The organism is Ruegeria sp. Ofav3-42, assembly GCF_022347725.1.
GTDB lineage: Bacteria > Pseudomonadota > Alphaproteobacteria > Rhodobacterales > Rhodobacteraceae > Ruegeria.
In genome coordinates, this window is sequence record NZ_JAKRGB010000009.1 from 18,343 (window position 1) to 34,674 (window position 16,332).

Sequence of the window (16,332 nt, forward strand, 5' to 3'; positions counted from 1 at the left end):
ATCTGGTTTTTTTGGACTGGAGTTCGGTTTCCAATAGTCAGCCGGGCGAATTCCTGACGGTAAATCAATCGCATATGTCAGTTTTATTCGCACAATTTTAGGCTTGAAGCTTGACTCGATTACCCGCCTTCCGTGCATGATGAAAAAATGTGCAACGTATTTCAGTTGCTGTCGCGAACTGTCTGATTTCTCAGGAGGCGAACAATGGAAGCACTTGTTAACGGCATTAATTCGATCCTTTGGAACTACGTCCTGATTTACGGGTTATTGGGAACGGGAATATTTTTCACCATTCGTCTCGGCGCACTCCAATTCCTGCACTTTGGCGAAATGATCCGCGTTCTGACTTCGGCCAAGTCCACAGACAAACGTGGTATTTCGCCCTTTCAGGCGCTGACGGTCAGTCTGGCCTCGCGCGTTGGCACCGGGAACCTGGCGGGTGTCGCAGTGGCTTTAACTCTGGGTGGTCCCGGTGCAATCTTCTGGATGTGGATCGTGGCTTTGGTCGGCATGGCCACCGCCTATTCCGAAAGTACGCTGGCGCAACTTTATAAAGTCACGTCCTCAAATGGTCGTTTCCGAGGGGGCCCGGCTTTCTACATGGCCAACGCGCTGAACGCACCCTGGGCCGGTGTGATCTTCTCGATCTGCCTCATCATCAGTTTCGGCCTGGTATTCGTTGCGGTGCAGTCCAATTCGATTGCAGAAGCGTTCGAAGGCGCGTTTGGGCTAAACAAGTTGATTGCAGGTCTGGCACTGGCTGCCGCAGCGGCGGTGGTCATCTTTGGCGGCATCCGAACCATTGCCAGATTCGCCGAAATCGTCGTGCCGCTGATGGCTGGGTTGTACTTACTATTGGCCTGCGTTGTTGTCGTTCTCAACCTGCCTCAGGTGCCGGCCATGTTATGGTCCATCGTCGCCGGGGCGTTCGGCCTTCAAGAAGCTGCAGGCGGCGTGACCGGAGGGGTAATGGCAGCGGCGCTGAATGGCATAAAACGCGGGTTGTTTTCAAACGAGGCGGGAATGGGTTCGGCCCCGAACATTGCTGCTGTGGCCACGCCCGATCCGCACCACCCTTCGAGCCAAGGCTTCGTTCAGGCGTTCGGCTGCTTCGTGGACACAATTTTGGTCGCCACGGCGACCGCATTGCTGATCCTTCTTTCCGGTGCGGTCGAGTTGGATGGTCCAACCGGAATGCGCCTGACACAGGATGCGGCGGCGGTTCACCTTGGTGAGATTGGCCGCCACTTTATCGCAGTCGCAATCGTCTTTTTCGGCTTCACGTCAATATTGGGCAATTACTCATACGCCGAGAACGCAATGACGTTTCTGAAGCTGGAAGGCAAAGTGCCCATCTACATTTTGCGCCTGGCTTGCCTTTCCATGGTCGTCTGGGGCGCTATGCAGGCGGTCAGCACGGTGTTCAATTTTGCAGACGCGGCCATGGGAATAATGGCCACTATCAATTTGGTCGCAATCCTGCTGCTATCCGGCACTGTGTACAAATTGACTGCGGATTACTTTTCTCAACGACGGCAAAACCTCGAGCCCCGCTTTATAGCAAGCAAGTTCCCGGAGTTCGGTAAAGGTGTGGATCATGCCGTCTGGTCGGAGGAAGAAAATGCCGAACCCCAGCGTGATTGAAAGCGGAGAGCTTCAGTTGATTCTGGATGACATCGCCGACCGCGTCGCCGGGATGTCAGACCGGGGGAAGGTCGCGCAGTATATTCCGGAACTTGCTACCGTTGATCTGAACCAATTCGGTATCGCGGTTGCACCTGTAGACGGCAACCCCGTATCGGCCGGGAATGCAGACACGCTTTTTTCCATTCAAAGCATATCTAAAGTATTCTCGCTTACCGTCGCTCTCAAACGAGTTGGCGCGACGTTATGGCAAAGAGTGGGTCGTGAACCCTCGGGCGATCCGTTCAATTCGATCGTCCAACTTGAGCACGAGCGGGGGATACCGAGAAACCCGTTTATAAACCCCGGCGCAATCGTTGTGGCCGACGTTCTGCTGGAAGGTAAAACGGCCAACGAAGCCGTCGAGGATGTATTGGCGCTCTGCCGGGACCTCGCGGAAGACAGTTCCATCCAGGTGGACGATGCCGTCGCCGATTCTGAGATGCGGACAGGCTCCAGAAACCGGGCGCTTGCGCATTTTATGGAAGCCGAAGGAAACCTCAGGGCACCGGTGGAAGAGGTCCTGTCGCTCTATTTTCGCCAATGCAGTATCGCCATGTCCTGTCATCAATTGGCCGTAGCCGGCCGTTACCTTGCCGCCGCGGGCCAAAATCCGGTGGACGGTTCGACCGTGCTGTCGGCCCAGCGCGCCCGAAGGGTCACGGCCTTGATGATGATGTGCGGTTCGTACGATGCGTCGGGTGAGTTTGCGTTCCGCGTTGGACTTCCGGCTAAAAGCGGTGTCGGCGGCGGCATCCTGTGCATTGTGCCCGGCATCGCCTCAGTGACCGCCTGGAGCCCCGGCCTGGACCCAAAAGGCAACTCTCATCTGGCAACGATCGCATTTCAGGAGTTGGTACGCGCAACCGGATGGTCGGTTTTCGGACCGAACGGCTAAGGCTCAGTTGTGCTGAAAGAAATCCTCAACCCACGGCGCCAAACCTGCGCAGCACGTTGCTGGTAATCCGTTCCACTTGCGGATCGGAACGGGTCAACCCCATGACCCACTCGCACGTACCAGCGGTAAAAACTTCTCCTTGCCCACGCTGCCAATACACGATTGCACCGTTCCCACGTGTGCTTCGATCCAGTGTCTCCTCGGTGACCTCCCCAAACATGCTCTGGGCTTTGAACGCTGCATCCGCGTCGCCGATATAGGCCGTCTCGCCCCAGACACCATGCGTCGGCTCGGCATTGGTTGCCAGCCCCATCGCCAATATCTGGATCGTCGGGTCGGCTCCGTCCGTACCGGTTGGAAAAGGCAGACCATCTTCCATACGGTAGTCCAGCCCGTCGACCTCATAGCCGAAAATCCGCGAAGCCGCTCCCAACTGATCACCGTACCCCAGTTGCGTGCCTTCCAAAGCCCAATGGTTAGGTCGATAAACAGTAAATCCACCGCTGCCCTGCCCCACGCAGCGACCGAGGCCGGCGTACACGCCTTTCAACCCGTTGACCCCAAATGTCGCCGTACCCGGCCAATTGACCGGAGCAACCTCCCACGCGGCGGTCACCAGATGCTGTTGATCTGTACCCGCAAGGGGATCGGCATCGGCCGCATACTTGTAGCAAACCTGCGTTCGACCTTCGTCTTCGATGCGTGTTTGCCACAGGAAATTACCGCCGAACCGGGCCACCCTTCCGCCGTGGGTGACATAGCGATCGACGGCATGGCGCATGTTTGCGCTCCAGTATTCATCGTGCCCAACGAATACCGCACATTTGTAGCGCGCCAAAAGGTCTGGATCGGCTTCCAGATCGTGCTGAGTAGCAAAGTCGAACTCGAACCCCTGTGCCTCAGCCCAGCGCGCAAAATGGCGCTCATAACTGGCCCATCCTGACGAGGCGTATTTCTTGGAATAGCCATAGGCATAAGCCCATTCCATATACGGGTAACGCACCATGTTTCCCGGCACGTACGGCATTTCCGGGACTGCGCGCGGTGCGCCTTCGGGCAATTTGCAGAACCCTCGCGTCCAAGGCCGCTGGGTGGATACGACGGGCGAGAACGCATTTCTGTCCGGGCCGGTGATCCCTTCATAGTGATTAGACCCGCCCCAACAGTTATAGGCCAGCCAGGTGCCCGTGGCGCAGATCAAAACGTAGGGCGCAGGCGGCTTGTCCGCTGAGCGGCGCAATAGAAACAGATGATGTTCTTCCACCCGGTCGCCGCCTCGTTCAGCGCTGAGGGTGACCAGATACCCCCCCTCCTGCCAGTCTTCGGGGATGGTTAACGCATAGGTGGCATCCCAGCCGCATCCGAAGACCGAGCAATCCTCGGGTGTCGGTTGGTGCATCCCTTCCAACCCGGCTTCGTGCAGAACCGGTTCATACCGCAACCCGTCCCGGCCAATTTCAAGATTCCAGCTTTCAGCCGTCGTCGAAACCCGCAACTCCACCTGATCGCCCGGCGCATAGGTCATGCGGTCGGTGTACCCCCAAATCTCCAACACCCCATCGTCACGGGAGGGGCCAATGAAGTAATTGTCCAGAATATGCCGCGCTTTTGCTCGGGTCCGTGGCGTGGTGGCTGGGTCTTTGGTTTCAGAACGCGTCATGTATTTGGCCTCCATTCCGATTGGTACTTTTCAGATCGGCTCTCGCAGTCAGACCCAGCCGCAGCCCTAGTCTTCAACGCCGACACACATGCCGGGCCGGGATTCACTGTCCGGTATGACATTTGTCGCAGTCTTGCTTAAGCCGATCTCATTTATCCTCGGCATTTAGGCCCATACTGAATCGAATTTGCGGTCGGCGATTGACTGAAACGACCGCAACATGTCGCAAATCCGCTGTGGGCGCTCACGTATTTCTCGGGGCAAGTTCTTGACTTAACCGGAGCAGCACGGCGCAGGCGCGTAGAAATTTCCAAACAAACATAGTAATGTTTCAATGTGATGGAGTTCTGAGACTTCGGTCTCGGAATGCTTTGGGGAGATTGAAATGAAGTTGCCTTTTTTGATGGTTGTGTCGATGAGCTTTGCCGTTTCATCGGTGCACGCGCAGGAGAACCCAATTCAACACGATGCGGAGTTTTACATCCTGCAAGCGCAGCACGGCGAACAATGGGGGCAGGATGATGCCGCCGTCGATGACGCGCTGGATGCGTTTCGGGAAAGCAACGGAGGAAATCCCCCGAACATCATCAGTGTCTTGATAGATGATATGGGCTTTGGCGACATGGGAATTCCCGAGCTTAACGCCGTTCGGGGATATGAGACTCCGAACATCAACGAATTCTCAGATCAGGCACTGCGGATGGTGCGGATGTACACCGAGCCTTCGTGTACGCCGACCCGCGTGGCGCAAATGACCGGGCGTTTGCCTGTGCGAATGGGCATGGGTGATACGACTGTGGATATCGCGGGCTTTGGTTTGCCCGCCGATGAGGTGACGCTGGCCGAGGTATTGAAACAGGCAGGCTACGCCACCAGTCATGTCGGCAAATGGCACATGGGGGATATTGCGGAAAGCTGGGCGATGAATCAGGGATTTGATTATGCTCAGCACGCCATCCACCAGCAGGGTCAGTTGACCATCTTCAACGACGACGCGATCAAAGAGCAGGTCTCGGTCGCGATCCAGGACTATGACGACAAATACACGCTGGACGGTTGGTTCCGACCGGACGCTGCCGCGATGATGACAGTCATCGAGGGGGAAACCGGCGGTCCAATCCGCGAAATCCGCATGGAAACCGGTGAGCGCTGGAACGCTGCGAAATACGACGAGATGAACCAGGCGTTTCAGGACAAGACGCTGGAAGAACTGGACCGTCTTGCAAGCGGTGAAAACCCGTTTTTCCTGCAATACTGGCCGATGATCCCACTGGACAACACCCGCGCCGGGCGGTCGGGACCAGAGAGCGTGAATGGCGGCCTGTATGTGGACAAAATGCAGTTGCTAGATCAGTGGCTGGGCGACTTGTTCGCGCGGCTGGAAGAGCTGGGCCTGACGGAAAACACTGTGGTTGTGGTCATGGGCGACAATGGCCATTTCACCAAATACGCGCCGCAATCCGGATTCACCCCGTTGATCTATGCTGGCGGCAAAGGTGACACGACCGAGGGCGGAATCCGTGTCGATGCCTTCATCCGCTGGCCCGGGATGATCGAGGCAGACGGATTGCTCAACAGCATCATCCATGTCTCGGACCTCTACACGACACTATCGCGCTTTGCCGGGGCCGACCAGTACATTCCGCGGGACAGGCTGGTGGATGGGGTGGACCAGTCTGCCGCCCTATTGTTTGCTGACGAATCCAAGGCCCGTCGCGATCACGTCATCGTCTATTCGGTGAACAAGCCCGAGGCGGTCGTGAAAGACCAGCTAAAGCTGAAACTGCCGGGACCGGGGGAAAGCGCCATTCTTGCAAAGTTCTTTGATCTCTATCGGGACACACGCGAAGAATACTCGGTCTCGACAGAGGTTGGCGCCTGGGGCGGGCAGGAATTCGCACGAATTCTGGGCCGACACATGGCCCGCAAAGAGAAATTCCCCGACACCGCACCCGCCTATGGCGTGCCCTACGAAGGGATCGAGAATATCCGACCCGAAACCCAACTCGCCGTCGACGCGTTTTTGACAAAACGTGCCTCGCCCCAACAATAGGCAACTTCGGGCGCGCTGCCCGAAGCCCAACATCAGGTGATCAATATGGCAGGAACCCTAATTTTCGCACTCGGCTTGGTTGTTTCGCTTGGCATCGGCTTCGTTTACTTCCGCGATCTTGGCGACATTTCGCAGATGCTTCTGAAGGTTAAGCGCGAAAACATGGTGCGGTTTATCCGGCACGAATACCGCCTGATCGCCGTCGGACTGGGCGGTTTCGCAGTCGCGACGCTTGCCCATTTCATTCTGGGTGGCGGTCCGTTCTGGCTGTGGCTCATCGCAGCCTTACTCGCGTTATTTCTTTACGGATTTCCATACGTCTGGGTCCACCTGGGGCTGAGAAACCAACTCAACGACGCCGCGTTCTTTCCCATTTCCGAGGCGCAAAGATACATCGGCCCGACCGCGCCTGTCATTGTGATTGAGAACAACGGCCACGCCCGCGCGCATCCGGATGCGCAAATCATGCGCCCCCATCTGGCTGGCAACGCCGACGGCCTGGGTGGGGACGACATCGTCATGACTTTTTGTGCAATGGCAAATCTGGGACAGGGCTATGCGCCCCGCATTGAAGGTCACCGACTTGATCTGGATGTGCTGGCACAGCATGGCAACAACCTGATCCTGAGGGACAATGAAACCGGCGAGCCAATCCAGCAGATCTACGGATTTCGCGAGGCGGATCGGGACCCCGACGCGAACGGCCCCGCCTGCCCGCTGCGCCCTGAAGCGCGGATGCAGCCGTGGCCGACATACCGGATGACGTTCCGCGGGTTTCAAAAGGCCTATCCCGACGGCGAGGTGTATCTGAACAAACCTTCGACCAATCCTTTCCTGCGCCTGCTGGACATGGTGACGGAGATAACGTTTGGCTGGGGGATCGCGCGCCAGCATCAGGAAGATGCGCCCGTCATGGACAATATGGACCGTTCGGACAATCGGCTACCGAACAAGACCTATGTCTGGGGGATCACGATCGGCAACGACGCCACGTGCTGGACTGATGACTTCGTGGTCGAGAATAACTGGATTGTAAACGCCAATGTCGGCGGACGGGACGTCGTTGTCAGCCTGGACCCGAAATATGAAAGTCTTGGTGTCTGGTACAATGACAGCGGCCAGCCAGTCACCCGATGCGACTTCTGGGGAATGTCGGATCGGGGTAAGCTGCAAAGGGTCGAAACCCTGCGCGCCGGTGTCTTCTGGCACGTCTGGTCCGAGTTCTTTCCGGAAACGGATATCAACCGCGTGGGACAGCGCACAGTTCAGGCTGGTGAAGCCGCAGAATAGCAAAGGTGGTCGGATCGAACCGCCGTTTTGGATTAAAGGGAGAATTACTATGGGTTTTAAAAAGGCAATAGCAACCGCCGCGCTAACATTGGCGTCATGGGTGCCGATGGCAACAGCGCAGCAATCCGATTGGTCTTACGAAGCGACAATCTATTTGTTTATGCCAGAGACAGAGGTTTCCCAGGAAACGGCGCGTGGAACAGTGGACGGGACGCTCAGTTTCTCGGACGCGCTTTCGAATCTTGATCTGGCCTTCATGGGTGTATTTGGCGCCTCCAATGGGCGCTGGTCATTTCTGGCCGACTACAACTATGTAGACGTCTCTTTCAGCAACGACACACCCGGACCGGCAAGTTCTGGGTTGGAAACCTCCCTCACAACTCAGTTTTTTAGCGGCTATGTCGGGTATAGGGCCTACACAACTGACACGAGTTTCGTGGACGTGGTTGGTGGTTTCCGCTGGTTCCGCACCCAAACGGATTTCACCGTTCTGCCGGGGACAGCACCGGGCCGATCCGCCAATGTTGATGAAAGCTGGACGGACCCGGTCATCGGTGTAAGGGCGCGTGTCGCGTTCAATGACAGATGGTCAGGCACAGGGTTCTTCGACTATGGCGGGTTCAGCAGTGACAGCGAGACTTGGCAGGTGTTGCTGACTGCGGATTACGAAATCAATGAAAGATGGCTGATCAGAGGCGGCTATCGCTACATCTCATTTGATCATGAGATCAACGGCAGTGATTTCAAGTTCTCCCAGTCCGGCCCGCTGATCGGCGCGACGTATCGGTTCTGAGAATTCCCTCGCACTCGACATGATCTGATCCTGCTAAAACGCAGGATCGATCATAGTCGCATAGTTGTCGGCCAGCATCTTGGCGTCAGCGCGGTTGAACTTGACCGACGACATCGCCTCCATGTCGATTTGCACCGGGCCGTCGAACAGTTTCGCCAGATCGACGGTCAAATGCACCTCGGTGTCATCATCGGCCGAAACACCCGGCGGTAAAGCAAAGGCAACCTCGCGCGCGTTTTCGGAAAAGCCTACATGGTAGACCAGCGGCGACACGTCTTCGCCGACGCGCAGCGCTCCTTCCAAAACGACAAACTTGTAACCGACTTCCCAATTCCAGGCCATTTGGCTGTTGGGGTCCAGATCGCCCCGCACCTCAATCGAGCCATTGGCATCGGGGTCCACCCCGATCAGGAAACGCACGTGATCTATGGTGCCAAGAGGAACATCGTTCAATACAATCGAATGCGACGTATCGGGATTGTCGAACCTAAGCAGATGATAACTATCGGGCTGGGCGAAGGATGCGCTTTCTTCCGACAGGGTCAAATTGCTGAGATAGAACCGAAAATCGCGAACCCTGAATGTACCGGTCCCGCCGGGATTCTCGTAGACAAATTCGTCAAACACCAGGGGAGTTTTGCCCATTTTGGCGTGGAAGGTCAGAGTGATCGAGGTCCTGCCTTCGGGCTTGAGCGCGACATACAAAGCGCCCCCGGCGATCAGGATCAGCAGCACCGCAATCCCCAAAAAAATCCGAGAACCTCGCATCAGGTACCTCCTTCAAACGGGTCGGAAAACTGTGGATTTGTCAGAAAGGCATCATCGGTCAGCGTATGCAGAAAGGCGATGATGGCGTCGATTTCTTCGGGCGTCATGCGCAGGCCAACAGTTTGCTGTCCGGCTTGCGGGGCATTGTCTGCCTCAAGGATCAATGGGCTGAGTGTATCGCTGACGACAATACCGTCATTGTAATGATCCATGACATCTTCCAACGTCTCGAACCGACCGTCGTGCATGTATGGTGCTGTCACCGCGATGTTGCGCAGTGTCGGGACCTTGAAAAACCCTTTATGCGCCGGGTTTCCCGTCACGGCCATAAGACCATCGGGCAGATCTTCGTCTGAATCCAGCCCATTGTTCGAAAACCCGTCCAGCGCATCGCGGAACCCGGATGTCAGAAACTGGCTGTGGCAGTCGATACAATTCCCTCCGCGCAACGAAACTTTGGTGTCCGGGTGTGCCATGAACAGTTTGCGCCCGTGTTCTTCCTGCGCGGTCAAACGCTCCTCACCCCGTAGGTACTTGTCATATTTCGAGTCTGACGAGATCAACATGCGCATGAATGTCGACAAAGCGCGCGCTATATTATCGGCACTGACCTCGCCATACGCCCGGCGAAACATCTTTCGGTACGCACGGGACGTCTGCAACTCGCCAATCAACGCGTCTAGGTCCTGATCCATCTCATCCGGGTGCTGGATTGGCAATAGAGCTTGCTCCTCCAACGAAGCCGCGCGCCCATCCCAAAAGAACCGCTCCTGCCCCCAAAGCAGGTTCGCCAGGCTCATTGAGCTAAAGCCCAGTTCGCCCCCTGACAATGAGGGTGACTTTGCCAGCCCGTCGGTAAACGCCAAAGCCTGCACATGGCACGATGCGCATGCGACCTGATTGTTGCCGGACAGTATAGGGTCATAGAAAAGGTGCCTGCCGAGGCTAAAGGCTTCCTCGGTCAACGGATTGTCCGGCGGGACCGCAAAGCGCCCGAATATAAAGGGTGCCGAGAAATCCGCGATGGGCGTCGACACGGGGCCGCGCGTGCGGTCCCAGATTATCCACGCTGCCGCAATCAATGCGGCAGCGGTTATTGTCAAAAACACTCGAAGCATAGCGCCTCCAGAGCATTAATGGTGGTGCACGAAACCCGATCCGAACAGCCCTTCGACGTTGTCCACGCCTTTATTGTAGCGATCTTTGAAATTCACCTCAGCGATGCGCTCACCTGTTTCCAGATCATGAATCGTGATCGTGTGGGCGTTCAGATCGGCGATAAAATCCACATCGGTCGGGTCCTCGTCGGCCGCGTTCCCCAGATTCAGCAGATTGTTCTGAATGGCGATCAGGTCCCTGCCCGAAGCGGACGTGAAAAAGATCATGTGATGCGCGCCCGGGTCGGCAACGATATCCGGCCCGGTTGAGACCAGTTCGGGCAGTGCCGCCAATTCATAGCGCTTCACAACGCCCGGCAGGGCGTGCGAGATGAATAGCTCATCCTCGGTGCCGTAGAACTCCAGCGGAACAGCGGTTTCATTGGAGACACCACTATAGATGACCTCGGCCTCTCCAAACGTTTTGGAACTGGCGTCATAGGGCACTTTCCAGGTTTCAAACCCAAACATCGTATTGGCCAGAATGGCGGGTTCGATGTCGGCATGCATGCTGGGCCGCGCGAACAGAACCTCGACCGGAGAAGATGGAAAATCCAATGGCTTCTCGTTTTCGACCAGAATATTCTCGATGGGTTCGAGCGTATTGAGGTCGATAATCGTCAACACATTCCCCACCCCGGTTACCATGTCCGGATGTATCGTCGAGGTGACCACCATCCGGTCTTCGAACGCGGAAATACCGTGCGGGTACATGATGTACGGCTCACCCTCGCCGATCTGACTTTTGCGGGCTTCGATGATCTTGACGACTTCGTTGGTCTGCGTGTCGAACACACCAACCGAACCGCCGTCGTCACCGCCTGTGCCGCCCATGAAGGTCACGAACATGTACTCCTGCCCGTTCGAGGTCGTCCACATGATGTCTTCGCCAACGACCTGACCTTTAGTGTCCAGGCATGTGAAACCTTCGATCACCGGCGTCCCGCTGGCGTCACGGGACAGTCCAATCTCGGCCAGGCTGCAGGACGGGTCCAGCCCGGTTGAATACAGGCGCCCATTTGGGCTGTAATATAGGTGATGCAGCGGGTGCTGCATGTCGGGCTGTTCAACCTCGCTAAGGATCTCTCCGAAACGGTCCGATTCCGGATCCAGCTCGACAATCGCCACGCTGTGCTTGGTATCCAGCGTCGGCAGCCCGCGCAGCAGCACCATACCCTGACTTTCCTCGCGGTTCTGAGCCTCAGCCGCCGACAGACCGCAGACCATCAGAGCTGCGCCAGTCAATGTGATCTGAGTAAATTTGCTAAGTTTCATAGCCTTCCCCCCTTGTGATGAAACTTCGGAAAAACGGCGGTGAGAAATGCACCTTACCTTACGTAATATCACATTGCATTCTTTGCACCAAACCAACCCTTGCCCGCCAACGAAGAACGCCGCCTTGCGACAGGCGGCGTTTGCTTGGCGTTTACTCGGCGGAATGCGTTAAGTGCCTTGAACTGCTTTCATAAAGCGATCTCGGATAACAACAGGGTCCATTGTAATCGGCGGCATCTTGGCATTGCCGCTTTCACACTTACTGACGATGATCGTCATTTGCTTGGCATCAAGCGCCTCTTGCAGGACACGGCCGGTGTCTTCGGCCTGACACTCGATTACGCGCTCACACCCGGCCGCCGCCGCCATTTTGGACAGAGACGTTTTTTGGCCTGCATAGGTCGGCTGATCCCCGGTCGACCCGTAAGAGCCGTTGTCGACGATCAAAAGAATATAGTTGTCGGCCACATTGTTGGCGATGGTCGGTAGCGTGCCCAGATTGGTCAGAACCGACCCGTCGCCGTCGATCACGATAACCGGTTTCGGCTGTGACAAAGCCAACCCCAAGCCGATGGACGAGGCCAGACCCATCGTGCCCAGCATGTAGAAGTTGGTGGGCTGGTCGTCGATAGCGTGCAGTTCCTGGCTGGGGATGCCGATGTTACAGACAACCAATTGATCCCGTAGGATCGGTGCGATTTCTTTAAGGATTTCAGAACGGATCATTGGTCGCCGTAGCCTCCCCAAAAATTGGCGTCGGTCAGAATGGCAACCGGCTTGTTGCACATGAAGGTGTATTTCAGGATCGCGTCCAATTCCTCGACATCCGCCTGATGGTGGAAGTGATAGGCCGGGATATTCAGCTGCGCCAACAGCGCCTTGGTGTGCACCGCCATTTCGACTTGGCAGGCGATTGGCTCGCGCAGTTCACCGCGGTATGAGATCAGCATGGGCAACGGCATCCGGTAATACTGGATCAGCGTCGCCAGCGTGTTGATCGTCACACCGATCGCTGTGTTCTGCATGATGATGGCAGGACGCTTACCGCCCATCCATGCACCGGCACACAGGCCCATACCTTCATCTTCCTTGTTGGAAGGGATGTGGTAGATGCCCTCGCGCGCGTCAATCTCTTCGATCACCCCGGCCAGCTGCTTGCACGGAACCGTAGTGACAAACGAGATATCGTTGGCCACCAGATCGTCGGTGATTTTCTTGTCTATGTTCATATCCGTTTTGTCAGTCCTGTATGGGGCGCACTTGGCGCGATTTACGGGTTAAAGCCTGCGGTGCACATGCACGGCGCAGTGCGCATGGCGGACGACACGCGAGGCGGTCGATCCCAGAAAATAGTCGCTGATGCCCGGTTTGTGCGAACCGATGACAATGCAGTCAAAGTCGTTTTGAGTTGCAAAATCGATCACCGTGCGGGCCGTGTGCCCCTTGACGACTTCTGCCTGAACACCTTCAAGCCCCGAAACCTTGTCCCGCAACAGATTGCGCGCCGCGCGGAACCCTTCGGCAACGACATCCTTGTCGAGGTAGGCACTGACAGACCCTTGGGGCATTTCATAGACATGCAGGGCCACGATTTCGGCACCCTCTGCCGAGAGCGCCCGGGCAACTTCCAGGGTGTGTTGAGAAATCCCATGATCCAATGCCATTGGTACGAGAATTTTTTTATACATGAATACCTCCGTTACTGCCGGGCCTGGACCCAGGGTGCGAGGATAATCTTTGGCGCGGCGACTACGCCACTTTGCAAGTCACGAAACGCGTCGGCGGCGTCGGGCAACGCCCGCTCCTCGACCCAGTCCAACGCGCCCAGTCGACCATCGAAAATGGCTTGCGCGGTCTTTCGAAAATCCTCAGCCGTATACGTATAGGTGCCGATAAATGTGATTTCCTGCAAGGTCATACGGCGTATGTCCAACCCTCCAGAGTCTTCACCCAGCCCAACATGCGCGATTACCCCCCCCGGTTGGACAAGCCGCGAGGCAGCAGCGCGGGTTGCAGAGTAACCAACAGCATCGATCACCAAAGGGTAGGTATCTGCTGTGGTTTCAACCGTTTTGAAAGCGTCAAACCTTTGCAGATACAGGCGCCTCGGCGCGTTTGGCTCGACAATGACCACGTCCTCGATACCAGCGGCATTCAGTGCCAACGCGGCAGCCACACCAATTGCGCCGCCCCCGATGACCAGCGCTTGCCGTCCCATTGCAGGGTCCAGCGCTTCAAGGCCCAACCGGACGGCGTGCCAGCTGACAGCAAGTGGCTCGGCTAGCGCCGCCTGCTGAAAGGTCACATGATCCGGAACCTCAACCAGATTGGCATCTGGCATAGCGACGTATTGCGCGAATGCCCCTTCTCGAGGTGGCATCGAGATGATCTGGCGGTCAATGCACAGGTTTTCGCGCCCGGTCCTGCAAGCCGGGCATACACCGCAGGTCACCAGCGGATTGATCGTCACGCGCACACCGTCACGCGGACCACCAACGATGGTGCCCGCAGCCTCGTGGCCCAAAATAAGCGGGGCGGGCCGGCGCGCGTCGTGGCCCAGATACGCATGCATGTCCGAGCCACAGATTCCGACGGCCTCAACCCGGATCAGTTCTTCACCGATATCGGGCGAAGCATCAGGGACGTCCTCATAGACCAACCGCTCGACCCCCTGATACACAATCGCTTTCATTTCGCCGTGAACCCCCCGTCAACCATCAAAATCTGCCCGGTTACGTAGTCGGACGCCCTGGAGCACAGAAACAGGATCGGGCCGTCGATGTCCTCAATCCGCCCGTTTCGGTGCACGCAGGTCTGCTCGGCATTCCGGGCAGAGCGTTCGGGGTCATCGAACACCGCCTGCGTCAGTTCGGTTGGGAAAAACCCCGGCCCAATAGCGTTGGCGGTTACACCGTGAGGCGACCACGCTTCGGCCATGGCCCGCGTCAACTGTCCGATCCCGGCTTTGCTGGCTCCGTAAGCGATACCGCCCGGAAACGCGCGTGCAGTCTGCAGTGATGCGAAATTCACGATCCGCCCCCACCCCCTGGCCTTCATCGCGGGCACTAATGCCTGGCTGAGGAAGAACGGCGTGCTCAGGTTCAAAGCAAGGGTCTGGTCCCAGCCATCAGCAGTCACCTCGTCGGCCGCTTCGCGGGTATTGATCCCCGCTGCATGCACCACGATGTCCGGCGGGCCAAATCTGGCGCCGACCTGATTGGCCAGCTTCGCAATGCGAGACCGATCAGCGACATCTGCAACGACGGTATCTATGTTTTCTCCGCTTTCCGCCCGCAATTCGGCTAATGCCTCAGCCCGACGCGCGACGCCAACCACGTGCGCACCGGCAGCGGCCAACACCAGCGCCGCCCGACGGCCAAGGCCCGAGCTGGCCCCGGTCACGCAGGCCACCCGCCCTGTCAGATCAAACAACGCGCGCGGATCATCCATCGGCAGTCAAATCGAACTGTTCGTCAGGGAAGTATTTTGCCAAACGAATATCCGCGGCACGAGCATGCCCCTCCATCCCTTCAAGGCGGGATATGCGCGCGGTGGCTTCGGCGATGGACTTCGAACCCTCGCGTGTTGCCCGCTGCCAAGTGACAATCTTCATGTACTTGTGGACACTCAGGCCACCGGTATAGCTGGCCGCACCTGACGTCGGCAGGACGTGGTTCGTGCCTGTCGCCTTATCGCCATAGGACACGGTGGTCTCTTCGCCCAAAAACAGCGAGCCATAACAGGTCAGCCGATCCAACCACCAATCCAGATCCTCGGCCTGAACGGTCAGGTGTTCGGGCGCGTATTCGTCGGAACAAGCTGCCATTTCTTCGCGGTCTGAACACACAATGACCTCGGCATAGTCGCGCCATGCAGCGGCAGCGTTCTCTCGATTCAATTCGGGCAAATCGTCGATCAGCACCGGCACAAGCCCCATGACCTTTTGCGCAAGATCGCGGTCATCGGTGACAAGCCAAACGGGTGAGTTGTATCCGTGCTCGGCCTGACTGACCAAATCGGTGGCCACCACATGCGCATCCGCCGAGCTATCCGCAAGGATCAGGCTGTCAGTAGGGCCCGCGATCATGTCGATGCCGACCTTGCCATAGAGAATACGCTTGGCCTCGGCTACGAATTGGTTGCCGGGGCCCACGAGGATGTTGGCGCGTGGCAGGCCGAACAGCCCGTAGGTCATGGCGGCCACACCCTGCACACCGCCCATCGCCAGAATGCTGTCGGCCCCGCAGATATGCGCCGCATAAACGATCGCAGGTGCAACGCCTTCGCCTGGGCGCGGAGGAGAACAGGCCGTAATGTGGCGGCATCCGGCAACCTTGGCAGTGGTTACGGTCATGATCGCACTGGCGATGTGGCTATAGCGCCCTCCGGGCACGTAACAGCCTGCGGCATCCACCGGGATGGCCTTTTGGCCGGCGATGAAGCCCGGAACGATCTCCATCTGCACATCGGACACAGTGGCTTTCTGCGTTTCGGCAAAGCGGCGCACATTGTCGTGGGCAAAGCGGATATCGGCCTTCAGCTTTTCCGGCACCAACGCAATGGCCGCCTCGATTTCCTCTGCGCTCATCAAGACATTGCCTTCGTACTTGTCGAACTTGGCTGCGTATTCCAGCGCTTTGGCATCGCCGCCGACCTCGATATCGGCAAGGATGGTCTTGACCGTGTCATGCACTTCCGAGGCATGGGATTGCGGTGTCAGAGTTGCCTTTTTCAGGTAGTCACGAGGCATATTCG

General features: G+C 57.2%; 15 protein-coding genes. 5 read left to right on the forward strand and 10 right to left on the reverse strand.

Features of this window, described 5'->3' with window-relative positions; translation table 11 throughout:
• Nucleotides 1–204 precede the first annotated feature (204 nt).
• The gene (locus MHN28_RS14015) at nucleotides 205–1,644 is read left to right on the forward strand and encodes a sodium:alanine symporter family protein (RefSeq protein WP_239341999.1); all 1,440 of its coding nucleotides are present in this window, start codon (nucleotides 205–207) and stop codon (nucleotides 1,642–1,644) included.
• Nucleotides 1,622–2,581, forward strand: coding sequence for a glutaminase (locus tag MHN28_RS14020; RefSeq protein ID WP_239342002.1), 960 nt, complete (start codon nucleotides 1,622–1,624; stop codon nucleotides 2,579–2,581). Before MHN28_RS14015 ends, MHN28_RS14020 begins: the two co-directional genes overlap by 23 nt.
• A 25-nt stretch (nucleotides 2,582–2,606) precedes the next feature.
• Here MHN28_RS14020 and MHN28_RS14025 read toward each other — a convergent pair whose 3' ends face one another.
• Complete coding sequence (locus MHN28_RS14025; protein WP_239342005.1) at nucleotides 2,607–4,241, reverse strand: N,N-dimethylformamidase beta subunit family domain-containing protein; 1,635 nt, start codon at nucleotides 4,239–4,241, stop codon at nucleotides 2,607–2,609.
• Nucleotides 4,242–4,626: 385 nt separating this feature from the next.
• Between MHN28_RS14025 and MHN28_RS14030 the strand changes: the two genes are divergently transcribed.
• From MHN28_RS14030 to MHN28_RS14040, 3 genes are read left to right on the forward strand one after another with little or no spacing between them, the layout of a single operon-like run.
• On the forward strand, nucleotides 4,627–6,294 hold the full coding sequence (locus MHN28_RS14030; protein ID WP_239342039.1) for a sulfatase-like hydrolase/transferase: 1,668 nt from the start codon (nucleotides 4,627–4,629) through the stop codon (nucleotides 6,292–6,294).
• Between the two features lie 45 nt (nucleotides 6,295–6,339).
• On the forward strand, nucleotides 6,340–7,584 hold the full coding sequence (locus MHN28_RS14035; protein ID WP_239342042.1) for a DUF3179 domain-containing (seleno)protein: 1,245 nt from the start codon (nucleotides 6,340–6,342) through the stop codon (nucleotides 7,582–7,584).
• 49 nt (nucleotides 7,585–7,633) lie between these two features.
• On the forward strand, nucleotides 7,634–8,377 hold the full coding sequence (locus MHN28_RS14040) for an outer membrane protein (protein WP_239342061.1): 744 nt from the start codon (nucleotides 7,634–7,636) through the stop codon (nucleotides 8,375–8,377).
• Nucleotides 8,378–8,410: 33 nt separating this feature from the next.
• Here the strand turns inward: MHN28_RS14040 and MHN28_RS14045 are convergent, their stop codons facing one another.
• The 9 genes from MHN28_RS14045 to hisD all read right to left on the reverse strand — a co-directional run bounded on the left by MHN28_RS14045 (nucleotide 8,411) and on the right by hisD (nucleotide 16,327).
• Entirely contained in the window at nucleotides 8,411–9,145 is a 735-nt protein-coding gene (locus MHN28_RS14045; protein ID WP_239342064.1) for an MbnP family protein, read from the reverse strand.
• Entirely contained in the window at nucleotides 9,145–10,263 is a 1,119-nt protein-coding gene (locus MHN28_RS14050) for a cytochrome-c peroxidase (protein ID WP_239342083.1), read from the reverse strand. The genes MHN28_RS14045 and MHN28_RS14050 overlap by 1 nt, the downstream gene beginning before the upstream one ends.
• 15 nt (nucleotides 10,264–10,278) lie before the next feature.
• Entirely contained in the window at nucleotides 10,279–11,577 is a 1,299-nt protein-coding gene (locus tag MHN28_RS14055) for a hypothetical protein (protein ID WP_239342086.1), read from the reverse strand.
• 168 nt (nucleotides 11,578–11,745) lie between these two features.
• Complete coding sequence (gene comE, locus MHN28_RS14060; RefSeq protein ID WP_239342089.1) at nucleotides 11,746–12,303, reverse strand: sulfopyruvate decarboxylase subunit beta; 558 nt, start codon at nucleotides 12,301–12,303, stop codon at nucleotides 11,746–11,748.
• Nucleotides 12,300–12,806, reverse strand: coding sequence for a sulfopyruvate decarboxylase subunit alpha (gene comD, locus MHN28_RS14065; protein ID WP_239342092.1), 507 nt, complete (start codon nucleotides 12,804–12,806; stop codon nucleotides 12,300–12,302). The genes comE and comD overlap by 4 nt, the downstream gene beginning before the upstream one ends.
• Before the next feature lie 48 nt (nucleotides 12,807–12,854).
• Entirely contained in the window at nucleotides 12,855–13,265 is a 411-nt protein-coding gene (locus MHN28_RS14070; protein ID WP_239342095.1) for a universal stress protein, read from the reverse strand.
• A gap of 11 nt (nucleotides 13,266–13,276) precedes the next feature.
• A complete protein-coding gene (locus MHN28_RS14075) occupies nucleotides 13,277–14,269 on the reverse strand; it encodes a zinc-binding dehydrogenase (protein ID WP_239342098.1) in 993 nt (330 codons plus the stop codon).
• Complete coding sequence (locus MHN28_RS14080) at nucleotides 14,266–15,027, reverse strand: SDR family NAD(P)-dependent oxidoreductase (protein WP_239342101.1); 762 nt, start codon at nucleotides 15,025–15,027, stop codon at nucleotides 14,266–14,268. The genes MHN28_RS14075 and MHN28_RS14080 overlap by 4 nt, the downstream gene beginning before the upstream one ends.
• Nucleotides 15,020–16,327 carry a histidinol dehydrogenase gene (gene hisD, locus MHN28_RS14085; protein ID WP_239342137.1) on the reverse strand — a complete coding sequence of 436 codons (1,308 nt, stop codon included), beginning with the start codon at nucleotides 16,325–16,327 and terminating at the stop codon, nucleotides 15,020–15,022. The genes MHN28_RS14080 and hisD overlap by 8 nt, the downstream gene beginning before the upstream one ends.
• Nucleotides 16,328–16,332: the final 5 nt, after the last annotated feature.